Genomic DNA, 12,848 nt, shown 5'->3' with positions numbered 1-12,848 from the left:
AGGGTGATGTCGACCGTCTCGTCGATCAGCGTACGCAGGAACGTCTCGTACGGGTCGAGCTTGGAGCGGCGGGCACGCCCCTGCGGCCGGGCGGCCACCGTCCCAGTCGCGGCGAGCGCCGCCATCCAGCGGATCGCGGTTGCTTGGCCGACCCCGAAGCGGGCGGCCGCCTGACGGCGCGAGGTCGCCGCAGCCGCGGTCACCACCCGCTCGCGCAGGTCCAAGCTGTAGGGGCGGCCCATGCATCACTCCGGCTGTCGACCGGCCTGAGTGAATCAGCCTCCCAGCGCCGCGTGAACCCTACCAACCCGACTCAGCCCAAACCGAAAACGCTCTAGCGCTGTCGGGCCGTCGCGGCGCCACAGGGTGTGTCGGCGCGCGGCCCGCGTCCGGTGACCAGTTTCGCGGCGATCTCGCTCCGCGTTCGCAGGTGCATGTGCCGATCAGGCCAGCATCCGATTGTCTTACGAAAGGTTCGAACACCAGAAGCCGGAAAAGATAGGCGGTAATTCCCCCGGCGGGCGCCGATTTATCCTGTGCGCGCCGCAGCTCTGCTGGATTAACGCATCGTTATCCTTGACGTCCCATGGTGCGGCCGATCCAGGGAGACCGTATCGATGTCGAAGCTCAGCCTGTCCCTGAACGCGGTTCGGCCCGGAGCCGACGATCACCCCCGGCCGCACGTCGCCCTGCGGGACGAGGCCAGCGCGATCGCCGCGGCCGTGCGGATCTTCGAGGACGGGCTGACGGACCTGCGCGCGGGCGTGCGGGCCGCGGACGACGCCGAGTCCGCCGCGGCGGCGGCCGACGCGGCGACCGGCCTCCTGGCCGGCATCGCCGGTCAGACCAGCCTGATGGCGCTCCGGGCCGCGATCGAGGCGGCCCGCGACGGCGGAGAGGGCCGGGGATTCGCGGCCGCGGCCGCGGAGGTCAGGGACCTGGCCGGGCAGATGGTGCGGGCGACCGACACGATCGTGGCCCAGGTCGGCCAGATCCAGGCCGCGGCGGAGCGGGCGCAGGATACCGCGACCCGGGGGCAGCGCCAGGCCGCGTCCGCGCACTGAGGCCGCGCACCCCGCACCGGCGATCCGTCGCGCGGACGGGCGCCGCCCCGGGCGGCTCCGGGCGCGACCCGGCTACTCGGCGACCGGCAGGCGCTCGCCCCGGCTGCGGGGCTCCTTGCCCCGCGCCGTCTCGTCCAGCGCGTCGGTGAACTGCAGGTTCGCGAGCTGGGCGTAGAGCGCGCCCTGAGCCAGCAGGCTCTCGTGGGTTCCGGTCTCGACGATGCGGCCGTCGTCGAGGACCAGGATGCGGTCCGCGGCGCGGATCGTGGCGAGCCGGTGGGCGATCACCAGCGTGGTCCGGCCCTGCATCAGCGTGGCGAGGGCGGCCTGGACGGCGCGCTCGGACTCGGCGTCCAGGGCCGAGGTGGCCTCGTCGAGGAGCAGGATCGGCGCGTCCTTGAGGATCGCCCGGGCGATGGCGATGCGCTGCCGCTGGCCGCCCGAGAGGGTCACGCCGCGCTCGCCCACCTGGGTCGCGTAGCCCTGCGGCAGGGCCGAGACGAAGCCGTGCGCGTTGGCGAGTTCGGCCGCGCGCCGGACCTCCGCCTCGCCGGCCTCTGGGCGGCCGTAGCGGATGTTCTCGGTGACGGTGCCGGAGAACACGACGGGGTCCTGGGGCACCAGGGCGATGCGGGCGCGCAGGCGCTCGGGATCGACCTGGGCGATGTCGGCGCCGTCGACCAGGATCCGGCCGCCCTGCGGGTCGTAGAAGCGCAGCAGCAGCTGGAACACCGTCGATTTGCCCGCGCCGGAGGGGCCCACGATGGCGATGCGCTCGCCGGGCGCGGCCGCGAAGCTGAGGCCGCCGAGGGCGGCGTGTTCCGGGCGGGTGGGGTAGGCGAAGCGCACGTCCTCGAAGGCCACCGCGCCCCGGGCCGGCTCGGGCAGCGGCAGGGCCGGGGACGGCGCGCGGATCGCCGGCTCCGCGGCGAGGATCTCGGTGAGCCGCTCGGCCGCACCGGCCGACATGGCGAGGTCGCCGTAGACCTCGGAGAGCTGCCCGAGGGCGCCGGCGCCGAACACGGCGTAGAGCACGAACTGCGAGAGCTCGCCGCCCGTCATCGTGTGGTTCAGGACGCCCTGGGCGCCGTACCACATCACCCCGACCACCGAGGCCGAGATCAGGAAGATCGCGACGCCGGTGAGCAGCGCGCGGGCCCGGATCGAGGCCTGGGCGGCGCCGTAGGCCTCCTCGGAGGCCGCCGCGAACCGGGCCGCCGTCGAGTCGGAGCGGCCGAAGGCCTGCATCGTCCGCACCGCCCCGACCGCCTCGGCGGCGTAGGCCGAGGCCTCGGCGAGCCGGTCCTGGGCCGCCCGGGAGCGCCGGCGCACGCCGCGGCCCGACACGATCAGCGGGAAGACGATGATCGGGATCGCGGCCAGCACCATCACCGACAGGCGCGGGCTCGTCACCACCATCATGGCGGTGGCGCCCACGAACAGGAACAGGTTGCGCAGCAGGATCGAGACCGAGACGCCGAAGGCCGACTTGATCTGCGTCGCGTCTGCGGTGAGCCGCGAGACGATCTCGCCGGACTGCGCCCGGTCGAAGAACGCCGGATCGAGCTGGGTCAGCCGCGCGAAGACGGCGCTGCGGAGGTCTGCGACGACCCGCTCGCCCAGCGTCACCACCGTGTAGACGCGGGCCGCGCTCGACAGCGCGAAGGCCGCGACGACCCCGAGCAGGGCGAGGAAATAGGCGTCGATCACGTTCGAGCCGTCGGCGGTGAAGCCGTGGTCGATGACCCGGCGCATGGCGATCGGGACGACCAGCGTCGAGGCCGACGCGCAGATGAGGGCGACGAGCCCCGCGGCGATCCGCGCGCGGTAGCGCAGCGCGAAGGGGAGGAGCGGCCGGAGGGCGCTCAGCGGGGCTCTGGGTCGGCCGGCCGCGGCCGCCTTGGTCTTACGGGCCATCACGCCTCACGTGTTGTCGTTCTCCCGGTCCGCGGCGCTTGTGACCGGGGAGCGGCTGCGGTATAGGCCGCCGCTCATCCGATTGCGTGTGTTCAATGGCCGCGGGCCGCCACCACGGTCGGCTTGGACGTGCCGTTGCCACGAACCCATGGTTCGGTGCAACCGGTGACATCTTCCGCATTCCGGGCCGGGCGGCGCCTCCTGCGCTTCCCGCCGGCGTGCCAGACAGGGACCAAGGTCATGGCGAAGGACGCGGCCGCGAAGGCCAAGGGGACCGAGCACCCCGATTACCACTTCATCAAGGTCGTGATGACGGACGGTACCGAGTACCAGACCCGTTCGACCTACGGGAAGGAGGGCGACACCCTCAATCTCGACATCGATCCGCTGACCCATCCGGCCTGGACCGGCGGTGAGCAGAAGATGCTCGACCGCGGCGGCCGCGTGTCGCGCTTCAACTCGCGGTTCGGCAACCTCGGCAAGCGCTGAGCGCCGCAGCCGTCACGGCGACGCTGTTCGAGACGGGCGGTCCCTGGCGGGGCCGCCCGTTTTCGTGCGCGGCGTCGCGCGGCCGCGCGCGTTATCCACAGGACGGGTTTGCGAAGATCGCCCGGACCTTGGCGCGAACCGCGCGTCCGGGCCGGCGGGCGGAAACGCTTCTTCTCGGACGGGCCGCGCCCGCGGCCTCCGCGGCCGGGTCCGGCCGCCGCCGGCGCATTCAAAGCGCGGCCGGGCCGTCGTATCCTTCCCCGGTCACCCGCGGTTCGCCGGAACTCCGCTGCGCGGGCGGCCCGCCTGTCCGGGGGCCGAGGCTCTCCGGACGCACTGCTAGGATCGAGATCCGATGAGACGTCTTCTGCTGCTGTTCCTCGCCCTGGTCGGTCTGGCCGTCGCGCCGGCCATGGCCGCGGACAAGATCAAGGTCGGCATCATGGGCGGAGATGCCGAAGTCCTCTGGGCGAAGGCCAAGGAGATCGCGGCCCGCGACGGGCTCGCCATCAACCTGGTGGTGTTCTCCGACTACCTGCTGCCGAACGAGGCGCTCCAGTCCGGCGACCTCGACGCCAACGCCTTCCAGCACAAGCCGTTTCTCGCCAACCAGATCAAGGCGCGCGGCTACAAGATCGTCCCCGTCGGCGAGACGATCGTGACGCCGATCGGCCTGTACTCCAAGCGGGTCAAGGCCGTCGGGGACCTGAAGGATGGGGCGCAGATCGGGATCCCCAACGACCCGTCGAACGGCGGTCGGGCGCTCCTGCTGCTGCAGGCCGAGAAGCTGATCCGCCTGAAGGACGGGGTCGGCCTGCTGCCGACGGTCTTCGACGTCGTCGACAATCCCAAGCGCCTGAAGTTCCAGGAGGTCGACGCCGCGCAGCTGCCCCGCAGCCTCGAGGATCTCGACGCCGCGGTGATCAACACCAACTACGCCGTCGATGCCGGCCTGATCCCCGGCAAGGACTCCATCGCGATCGAGTCCAAGGTCGACAACCCCTACAACAACGTCATCGTGGTCCGCGAGGCGGACACGGGGAAGCCCTGGGTGCCGAAGCTGGTCCACGCGTTCCAGAACGACGCGATCCGCCAGATCCTGAAGGAGCAGTTCCCGGGCCAGTTCCCGGCGTTCTGAGCGTCGGGGCCGGGACGCCGGCCTCGCGCGGCGGCGCTCTCCGGAGCGTCGCCCGGCCCCCGCTCAGCCCTCGCTCATGCGGAAGGCCATCCGCAGCAGGCCCTGCTGCGCGGCGACGGGGCTCTCCACCGGCTGCGGCGTCGGCCGGTCCTCGGCGATCAGCGCGTCGAGGTGCAGGATGCGGCTGTGCAGGCGCCGGGCCCGGAGGATCAGCTGCTGCAGGCGCATCGGCAGCAGGTTGAAATCCTGCTGCTTCGGCGGCTCGGCGGTGCCGAGCTTGACCCGGTGCTTCTCCAGGAGGGCCTCGGCCGGGGTCATCTCGCCCTCGGCGACGGCGCGCTGCACCAGCAGCCACGAGGCGATCTGCATCAGCAGCGTGGTCAGGCGCATGCTCTCGGCCGCGTAGCTGAGCGTCGCGTCCCGGGACACGAGGCGCGACTCGTCGCGGCCCTCGCCGTCGAGATAGGCGGCCGTCTCCTCGACCAGGGTCATCCCGTCGCGGAACAGCGCCTTGAAGGCTTCCGAGTTGACGTAGGACCTGCCGAAATCGACCCAGTCCTGATCGTCCCGGAACGTGACATCGAAGCCGTTCATCTGCCTCTCCTGTGCCGTCCGACGGCCCGGCTCGTTCCGATCCGCGACGCTCCGTCCGTGGCTTTCGGACGACGCCGCAATCCTAGCGCCGATTGGCCCGGACAGCAGGGTTCATGTTTTTTTAACCTTAACCCGCCGCCCGGGATCTGGAGAAGTGCCGCGGATGGCGGCACCCGCGCTCAGAACGAGGCGCGGATACCGCCGAAGACGCTGCGGCCGCTCCCGGGATAGAAGGCGGCCAGCGCGGCCGGGCCGCCCGCCGTCGCGGCGGCGTTCGCCACCACGGCGATGTCCGAGACGTAGCGGGCGTTCGTGAGGTTGCGGGCATCCACGAACAGGGCGACGCCGTCGGCGAGATCGAGGCCGGCCTCGACGCCGAGCAGGGCGTAGCCGGGCACCCGCAGGGTGTTGGCGTGATCGGCGAAGGCGCCCTGCGGCACCCAGTCGAGCGACGGCGCGATGTGGAAGCCGCGCGGGTGCCGGTAGCTCAGGACGGTGCGCAGCACGTCGGCCGGGATCCCGGCGATGCGGTTGTTGCCGAAGACCGGGTCGCCGACGAACCGGAAGTCGTTGTGGGTCCAGATCTGGGTCACGCTGAGCCCGTCGCCCGCCGCCGCGAGGTCGCGGGCGAGGTCCAGGGTGAGCGCCGCCTCGACGCCCTGGTGGACGGAGCGGGGGGTGTTGAAGGTGGCGGCCGGGATGTTGAGGCCGGGATTGGTCGCGAAGTTGATCAGCTCGTCGCGCAGGTCCGACCGGTAGAGCGTCACGTCGAAGGCGAGGCGGTCGACGCGGCCGCGGGCGCCGGCCTCGTAGGTCCAGGCGCGCTGCGCCCGCAGGGGCACGAAGGTGGTGCTCAGCAGGTTCTGCTGCACGAGGTCGGAGAAGTCCGGCACGTCCCGGGACCGGACGACGTCGCCGAAGATCTGGATGTCGGGCCGCGGCTGCCACAGCAGGCCGACCTTCGGGTTGACGCCCGCGTAGGTCACGTCGGCGAAGCGCGGGTTCGGGTTGCCCGGCAGCCCGCCCTTGTCGCTGAAGGTCCGGTTCGACGAGAACGCCTTCGCGCCGGTCATCAGCGCCACGTCCGGCAGGAACCAGACGCGGTTCTCGCCGTAGGCCTCGAGGCTCGAGGCGCTCTGAAGGGCGTTGAGCGTCTGCGCCCCCCGCTGCCCGCGGACGTTGACGAATTGCAGCGCGGAGTTCTGGCCCGCGAAGGCGCGCAGGCCCAGCACCACGTCGTCGCGGAAGCCGCCGAGATCGAAGGTCCCGGCCCAGTGCGGGCTGATCCCGTAGGTCCAGCCGTCCTGGTCGATCGCCTGCAAGATCGGGTGGTACAGGCTCTTGTGGATCGCCCAGGTGTCGACGTCGAGCTTGCCCACGTCGAGCAGGAACGAGGTGCGGTTCGCGATCCGCTCCGTCTCGACCTTGCGGGACTGGTTGCCGGTGATTGCCGTGGGGTTGGCCAGTGTCGGGGTCGAGAGGCTCTGGCCGAGGGTCAGGGTGCCCGGCAGCTTCTGATCGGTGAGGTAGGTGCCGAGATAGAAGCGGGTCTCGATGTCGGGCGCGATCCGGTAGCCGATATTGGCGTTGAAGTTCTTCGTGGCCTGGGCCTCGTGGGCGCGGAACCCGTCGGAATTGGTCAGCGTCGCGTTGACCAGCCCGTCGAGCGGCCCGTCGATGCGGGACATCTGGGCCTGCTCGCGGATCGTGCCGAAGCTGCCGCCGTCGACCCGCAGGATGTTGGGCGCCAGCGCGGTGTAGGCCGTGGGCGTGACGGCGTTGACGGCGCCGCCGAGCGTCGTCGCCCCGAAGGTGAGGGCGTTGCCGCCCTTGTAGACCTCCACCGAGCGCAGGGCGAGCGGGTCCACCTGATAGAAGTCGCCGCTCCCGTCCGCGAGGTTGAGCGGGATCCCGTCCTGCAGCAGCTCCAGCCCGCGCAGGTGGAAGGCGCGGGCGATGCCCGAGCCGCGGACCGACAGGCGCAGCTCCTGCCCGTAGCGCTCCTGCACGTAGACGCCGGGCACGTCCTTGAGCACGTCGCGGAGCGTGTTGGTGTAGCGGTCCTGGAGCGCCGCGGTGTCGACGAAGGCCACGGAGCCGACGGTCCCCGCGAGGGCGGCCCTCTGGCGGTCGACGCTCGGCACCGAGAGCGAGCCGCGGGTCTCGTTCGATGGCGCGTCCGTCGCGGCGGCGCCGACGACGCTGAGTTCGGACAGGGTGACCGAGGCGGCGGACGGTGCCTGGGCCGCGGCCGGCGTCGCGCAGGTGAACAGCAGGAGCGCGGCGCGTCGGCCGGCCCGGAACTGGCGGGGCATGGTGTGGGATCCGTGTCTGGCGATCGGGAGGAGGCGGCGATCGGTCAGACGACGGGCGGGGCGCGGGCTCCGAGGCCGGGACGCGGGGGCGCCCGCGGGAGGGCGACGCGCCGCGGCCGGGGGGCGGCGGCCGCGACGGGTCGGGCGACCGGGACGGCGGCGACGGCCGACGGCGCGGGCAGGGTGGCGGGCCCGGCCGCGTGGCAGGCGACGCAGCAATCCCCGCGGTGAGGGGCCGGCAGCTGTTTGCCGGCCGGTGCCGGATCGGTCGGGCCGCCGTCGGCGAGGCAGAGGACGTGGTCCTGCCCCGCGGCGGCGGAGGCCAGGCCGCCGAGGATGCCCTGCAGCGCCAGAGCGTAGAGGGCGAGGAGCGCCACGATCCGGGCGAGCGCGCGCGCCGGCCGCGCGGGGGCGACCCGAAGGTCCGCGCGGCCGCGACGGCCGGGCGCCGCGGCGGCCCGGCCTCGTGGATCTGCTCGCGTCACGGCTGTCGCCCGGCGGCCGAAGCTCCGTAACGGGCTCCTAGTGCTGGTGCTGGTGCTGGCCGCCCGGCGCGCCCGCGCCGATCGGCGCCACCGTGAAGGTCACCGGCACGGCGCCGGCGCGCTGGAAGGTGAGCGTCCCGGCGACCGTCTCGCCCGCCTTCGGCGCGCCGGTCAGGTCCTCGAACATGAGGTGATAGCCGCCGGGCTTCAGCTCCACGGTCTCTCCGGGCTTGATGGTCAGGCCGTTCGTGACCGGCGCCATCTTCATGACGCCGCCCTCCATCGACATGGAGTGGATGTCGCTGCTCTTGGCGAACGGCACCGTGGCGCCCGTGAGCGTGTCCGGGGCGCTCCCCGTGTTGGTGATGCGCACGTACCCGCCGGCGACCTTGGCGCCGTTCGGCGTGGCGCGCAGCCACGGCGTCTCGATCGTCAGGTCACCGGCCTTCACGGTCGTCGCGGCCGCGGCCGTCCCCGCGGCCGGCGCGCCGCCCGCCTGGGCGACCTGGACGATCCGGAAGGACGGCGCGGCCGTCTTCAGGTCGTGGGCGTCCTGACCGGCCTTGGGGATCTCCGACCAGGAATAGCTGCCCTCCGCGCAATCCTGCTGGACCGGGACGTAGACGGTCGCGCCGGGCTCGAACGTGCCGGCGACCTGCGCCAGGAAGGTGAACTCGTCGACCTGATCGTCCGGAAGGGAGCCGCCGCTCCACGTGATCGACGTCACGCCCTCCGCAGCCGTGCCGTGATGGGTCGCGTAGGTCTTGGCGTAGGGTCCGCGCGTCGTCGCGAGGGTCCAGCCGGGTTTCGGCATCGGCTTGGCGCCGATCAGGCCCTCCGGGATGGTGACGCTCACGCGCGTCGTCGGCTTGCCGTTGCAGCCGTGCATGATCTGGACGACGCCGCGATACGAGGCGCCGGGGGCTGCCTGCTTGCGTTCCAGCACCGCGTGGGCCTGCGCCGCGGAGGCGAGCAGCCCGAGGCCGAGGGCGGCCGAGACAAGGGTCTTCATGGGAATACATCCGTCATGAGGGATCCGAGAGGTGGTGATCGCTCAGGCGGTCGGCGGCCCCCTCGGGGACGCGATGGTACCGGGCGGCGCGCGGGCGCCGACGCTCCGGTTGAGGGGCCAGGCCGGCCGCAGGTCCGCGGTCGCGACCCATCGGAAGCCGACGGACGGGGGGCGCGGCGGGAGCGCCGGGCCGGTGGCCTGGGCCGCCGTGCAGCAATCGCCGTGGTCGTGGGAGACTGGCGCGCCCGATGGAGCGGACGCGTCGGCATGCTGCGCGCAGAGGCCGTCGGTCGCCGCCGGCACCGGCATCAGGCCGCCGAGAAAGGCCTGGAGCAGCAGGGCGTAGAGCGCCAGCAGGGCGACGACGGCCCGCAGGGCCGGCCCGACACGTCGATCCGAAAGGGCCTCGCCCGAATCCATGCTGCTCCCGCGCGCCGTCCGAACCGGACCGCTATGGCATCCCTGCCACACCGGCGCGGCGATGGCTGTTGCCAGGGTGCCGCAGAGGGACGCCGCGTGCGCTGGCGCACGGCGATGCCACATTCCGGCCCCTTCGATAGGGAGTCTTAACGCCATCCCGACACCGTGGCGCCCGAGACAATCCGCTCCCGTCACGACCTGACGAACCCCGGACCAGAGCCAGCGACCGATGCGCAAGAAGGCACAAAACCGGTTCCCCGCGATCCTCGGCGTCGCCGCCCTCGGCGCGCTCGGCATCGGCGGCGCCCAAGCCCGCGATCAGGGCAACTATGCCCAGGCCGAGTGGGCGCAGGACTACGCCTCACCCGCCGGCATGCAGGTGCAGCGCGAGACGGTGCCGATCCTCTCGCCCCAGACCGTGACGTCCACCGAGCAGATGGTGGAGCGCTACAAGGACATCGTCGCCCGCGGTGGCTGGCGGCAGGTTTCCGGCGCCGACCACCTGCGGATCGGCTCGCGCGGCCCGGCCGTGGCGGCCATCCGCCAGCGCCTGATCGTCACCGGCGACCTCGATCCGGCCGCGGGCGGCTCGGGCGTGTACGATTCGTACGTCGCCGCGGGCGTGAAGCGGTTCCAGGCCCGGCACGGCCTCAGCCAGACCGGCGCGATGACGATGGCCACCCAGCAGGCCATGAACGTGCCCGCCGACGTGCGCCTGCGCCAGCTCGAGATCAACGTCGTGCGCCTGCGCTCCTACTCGGGCGATCTCGGCCGGCGCTTCGTGATCACCAACATCCCGGCCGCGCTCGTCGAGACGGTCGAGAACGGTCAGGTCGTCACGCTCCACGCCGCCGGCGTGGGCAAGATCGACCGCCAGTCGCCGATCATGAACACCAAGGCGACGCAGATCAATTTCAACCCGACCTGGACGGTCCCGGCTTCCATCGTGAAGAAGGACCTGATCCCGAAGATGCAGAAGGATCCGAACTACCTCACGGACAACAAGATCCGGATCCTGTCGAACGGGTCCGAGGTCTCGCCGAAGTCGGTGAACTGGTTCTCGGACGAGGGCACCCGCTACACCTACCGGCAGGATTCGGGCGCCGACTTCAACTCGATGGGCATCGTCCGCATCAACATCCCGAATCCCTACGGCGTGTTCATGCACGACACGAACACCAAGGGCGTGTTCGGCGACGATTTCCGCTTCATCTCCTCGGGCTGCGTGCGCGTGCAGAACGTGCGCGAGTACATCACGTGGCTGCTGAAGGACACGCCCGGCTGGGACCGTCAGAAGGTCGAGGAGGCGATCGAGAGCGGCAAGCGCATCGACGCCAACATCTCCCAGCCGGTGCCGGTCTACTGGACCTACATCACCGCCTGGTCGACCCCGGACGGCATCGTCCAGTTCCGCGACGACATCTACAAGCGTGACGGCGTGAACGTGCCCTCGACCATCGGCGCGCCGACCCCGGTCGCCAGCGCCGAGCCGATGCCGCAGACCTTCGAGCCCGGCGACGAGGAGTAGTCGGACCCGCGGGCGCCGGCCGCTCCCGGCGACGCCCGCCCGTCGAACCCGATCCGAGGCCCGCACCTCTGCCGAGGCGCGGGCCTCGCGCGTTCGGGGCCGCGCCTGTCATCCGGAGGTCAAACGCGTCTGATTGGCCGCGCAGGCAGCGTCCCGGATGCCGGTTGCCGGCCTCCCGCGGGACGCCGCGCCGCGAAGCCGTGCAGGAGCCATCGATGTCGCGCGACACCCAGCCCGGAGGCCTGACCCGCCGGAGCACCATGGCGGGCGCCGCCGCCCTCGGCCTCGTCGCGGGCCGGGCCGGTGCGCAGGAGCCCGCCGAGGCCGCCGAGGCCACCGGGATCGTCTCCGCGCGCGACGCGGCCGGCGGGGACCCGGTCCCGCTGCCGGGCGTGCTGGTGTCCAACGGTCGCGAGATCGCGCGGACCGACGAGCGGGGCCGATACCGCCTGCCGATGCCGGGCGACGGCGCGGTCTTCGTCATCAAGCCGCCGGGCTACGCCCTGCCGCGCGACGCCGACAACGTGCCGCGCCACTCCTACATCCACCAGCCCGGGGGCACGCCCGCCGAGCTGGGCCTGCGCTACCGCGGCCTCGCGCCCACCGGGCCGCTCCCGGCCTCGATCGACTTCACCCTGACCCGGGCGGACGAGCCGGACGACTTCGACGTCGTGCTGTTCACCGATCCCCAGCCCGAGAGCCGGTTCGAACTCGACCACGTGCGCGACACCGCGGTCGCCCGCGCCATGGCGATCCCGGCCGCCTTCGGCCTGACCACAGGCGACGTGCTGTTCGACGATCTCTCGCTCTACGGCCGGTCCAACCGGATCGTCGGGCGGATCGGCCTGCCCTGGTACAGCCTGCCGGGCAACCACGACCTCAACATGCAGGCGCCGGACGCGCGCTACAGCCGCGAGACCTGGAAGCGGGTGTTCGGCGCGCCGACCTACGCGTTCCGGCACGGCCGGGCGTGGTTCGTGATGCTCGACAACGTCGAGTGGCTCGGGCCGCCGGTGCCGGTGGGCGCCAACACCTACCGGGGCCGGATCGGCGACCGCGGCCTGGCCTTCCTGCGCAACCTCCTGGCCGAGATCCCGCGGGACGACCTGATCGTGCTGGCTATGCACATCCCCCTGCACACCGAGACCGGCCCCGAAGAGCCCCGCACCCACACCACGGACCGCGCCGCGCTCCTCGACCTGCTCGCCGGCCGCAAGGTGCTGAGCCTCGCCGGCCACACCCACACGACCGAGCACCACTACCTCGCCGACGGGCACCACCATCACGTGCTCACCGCTGTCTCGGGCTCGTGGTGGAGCGGTCCCGACACCCGCACGGGCATCCCCTCGGCCGACAGCCGCGACGGCACGCCGAACGGGTTCCACGTCCTGTCGATCCGCGGCACCGACTACACGACGCGCTACGTCGCCGCGCAGGGGCAGCCGGACGAGACCATGCGGATCCTGTTCGAGAGCGAGCTGCGGGCCGGCGCGCCCGAGGTGGTGCGCTTGACCCGGCCGGTGCAGGGGCTGCGGCCGCCGGTGCCGCAGGACGCGCTCGCCGACACGACCCTGGTGGTGAACGTGTTCGACGGCGGCCCGCGCACGCGCCTCGCGTTCCGGGTCGGAGACGCGCCGCCGAAGCCGATGGCGCGCACCCGCCGCCCCGACCCGTTCGTCACCGAGCTCTACGAGCGCTACCCGGAGACGAAGAAGAGCTGGGTAAAGGCGGTGCCCTCGACCCATATCTGGACGGCGCGGCTCCCGGACGACCTCGCCCCCGGCGCCCACCGGGTGACCGTGGAGGGCGCGGACGAGTACGGCCGCCCGATCCGCGGCTGCACGGTGCTGGAAGTCACCGGCGAGCGCGGCCGCGGCTGAGCACGG

The 12,848-nt window shown here is 72.3% G+C and carries 11 protein-coding genes and 1 pseudogene; 5 read left to right on the top strand and 7 right to left on the bottom strand.

From position 1 onward, the window contains the following. Positions 1-242: pseudogene (locus C4T42_RS07105) on the bottom strand (IS630 family transposase); the annotation flags it as partial. A 375-nt stretch (positions 243-617) separates the two neighbouring features. Between C4T42_RS07105 and C4T42_RS07100 the strand changes: the two are divergent. Next, positions 618-1,064 carry a methyl-accepting chemotaxis protein gene (locus C4T42_RS07100; RefSeq protein ID WP_042674922.1) on the top strand — a complete coding sequence of 149 codons (447 nt, stop codon included), beginning with the start codon at positions 618-620 and terminating at the stop codon, positions 1,062-1,064. A 72-nt stretch (positions 1,065-1,136) separates the two neighbouring features. Here the strand turns inward: C4T42_RS07100 and C4T42_RS07095 are convergent, their stop codons facing one another. Further along, on the bottom strand, positions 1,137-2,981 hold the full coding sequence (locus C4T42_RS07095; RefSeq protein ID WP_020090684.1) for an ABC transporter transmembrane domain-containing protein: 1,845 nt from the start codon (positions 2,979-2,981) through the stop codon (positions 1,137-1,139). Between the two features lie 240 nt (positions 2,982-3,221). On the opposite strand from C4T42_RS07095, the gene rpmE reads away from it, so the two are divergent. Both rpmE and C4T42_RS07085 read left to right on the top strand, forming a co-directional pair. After that, entirely contained in the window at positions 3,222-3,470 is a 249-nt protein-coding gene (gene rpmE / locus C4T42_RS07090; protein ID WP_012322259.1) for a 50S ribosomal protein L31, read from the top strand. A 355-nt stretch (positions 3,471-3,825) separates the two neighbouring features. Next, entirely contained in the window at positions 3,826-4,608 is a 783-nt protein-coding gene (locus C4T42_RS07085) for a MetQ/NlpA family ABC transporter substrate-binding protein (protein ID WP_103984942.1), read from the top strand. A 63-nt stretch (positions 4,609-4,671) separates the two neighbouring features. Here the strand turns inward: C4T42_RS07085 and C4T42_RS07080 are convergent, their stop codons facing one another. From C4T42_RS07080 to C4T42_RS07060, 5 genes are all read right to left on the bottom strand, one after another. Further along, the gene (locus C4T42_RS07080) at positions 4,672-5,202 is read right to left on the bottom strand and encodes a DUF1465 family protein (protein ID WP_020090682.1); all 531 of its coding nucleotides are present in this window, start codon (positions 5,200-5,202) and stop codon (positions 4,672-4,674) included. Positions 5,203-5,381: 179 nt separating this feature from the next. After that, positions 5,382-7,517 carry a TonB-dependent receptor gene (locus C4T42_RS07075; RefSeq protein WP_103984941.1) on the bottom strand — a complete coding sequence of 712 codons (2,136 nt, stop codon included), beginning with the start codon at positions 7,515-7,517 and terminating at the stop codon, positions 5,382-5,384. Between the two features lie 44 nt (positions 7,518-7,561). Further along, positions 7,562-8,002, bottom strand: a complete 441-nt coding sequence (locus C4T42_RS07070) for a hypothetical protein (protein ID WP_244603182.1) — start codon at positions 8,000-8,002, stop codon at positions 7,562-7,564. A 37-nt stretch (positions 8,003-8,039) separates the two neighbouring features. Next, positions 8,040-9,014: a DUF1775 domain-containing protein gene (locus C4T42_RS07065; RefSeq protein ID WP_091679186.1), complete on the bottom strand. Its 975-nt coding sequence runs from the start codon at positions 9,012-9,014 to the stop codon at positions 8,040-8,042. A 42-nt stretch (positions 9,015-9,056) separates the two neighbouring features. Next, the gene (locus C4T42_RS07060) at positions 9,057-9,434 is read right to left on the bottom strand and encodes a hypothetical protein (RefSeq protein ID WP_103984940.1); all 378 of its coding nucleotides are present in this window, start codon (positions 9,432-9,434) and stop codon (positions 9,057-9,059) included. Positions 9,435-9,663: 229 nt separating this feature from the next. Here C4T42_RS07060 and C4T42_RS07055 point away from each other — a divergent pair, with 229 nt between their 5' ends. Together C4T42_RS07055 and C4T42_RS07050 are read left to right on the top strand one after the other, a co-directional pair. Further along, the gene (locus C4T42_RS07055) at positions 9,664-10,962 is read left to right on the top strand and encodes a L,D-transpeptidase family protein (protein WP_020090677.1); all 1,299 of its coding nucleotides are present in this window, start codon (positions 9,664-9,666) and stop codon (positions 10,960-10,962) included. A 215-nt stretch (positions 10,963-11,177) separates the two neighbouring features. Continuing rightward, positions 11,178-12,842 (top strand): calcineurin-like phosphoesterase family protein, encoded by a 1,665-nt coding sequence (locus C4T42_RS07050; protein ID WP_103984939.1) that lies wholly within the window; start codon positions 11,178-11,180, stop codon positions 12,840-12,842. The last annotated feature ends 6 nt before the right edge of the window (positions 12,843-12,848 follow it).

The organism is Methylobacterium sp. 190mf (assembly GCF_900107945.1).
In the GTDB taxonomy this organism is placed as follows: domain Bacteria; phylum Pseudomonadota; class Alphaproteobacteria; order Rhizobiales; family Beijerinckiaceae; genus Methylobacterium.
The sequence above is the reverse complement of the archived record's forward strand: the minus strand, read 5'-3'. Positions and strand labels throughout refer to the sequence as shown.

Coding starts and splice junctions, on each gene's coding strand:
- C4T42_RS07100 (WP_042674922.1), top strand. CDS start 618: ATGTCGAAGCTCAGCCTGTCCCTGAACGCGGTTCGGCCCGGAGCCGAC.
- C4T42_RS07095 (WP_020090684.1), bottom strand. CDS start 2,981: ATGGCCCGTAAGACCAAGGCGGCCGCGGCCGGCCGACCCAGAGCCCCG.
- rpmE (WP_012322259.1), top strand. CDS start 3,222: ATGGCGAAGGACGCGGCCGCGAAGGCCAAGGGGACCGAGCACCCCGAT.
- C4T42_RS07085 (WP_103984942.1), top strand. CDS start 3,826: ATGAGACGTCTTCTGCTGCTGTTCCTCGCCCTGGTCGGTCTGGCCGTC.
- C4T42_RS07080 (WP_020090682.1), bottom strand. CDS start 5,202: ATGAACGGCTTCGATGTCACGTTCCGGGACGATCAGGACTGGGTCGAT.
- C4T42_RS07075 (WP_103984941.1), bottom strand. CDS start 7,517: ATGCCCCGCCAGTTCCGGGCCGGCCGACGCGCCGCGCTCCTGCTGTTC.
- C4T42_RS07065 (WP_091679186.1), bottom strand. CDS start 9,014: ATGAAGACCCTTGTCTCGGCCGCCCTCGGCCTCGGGCTGCTCGCCTCC.
- C4T42_RS07060 (WP_103984940.1), bottom strand. CDS start 9,434: ATGGATTCGGGCGAGGCCCTTTCGGATCGACGTGTCGGGCCGGCCCTG.
- C4T42_RS07055 (WP_020090677.1), top strand. CDS start 9,664: ATGCGCAAGAAGGCACAAAACCGGTTCCCCGCGATCCTCGGCGTCGCC.
- C4T42_RS07050 (WP_103984939.1), top strand. CDS start 11,178: ATGTCGCGCGACACCCAGCCCGGAGGCCTGACCCGCCGGAGCACCATG.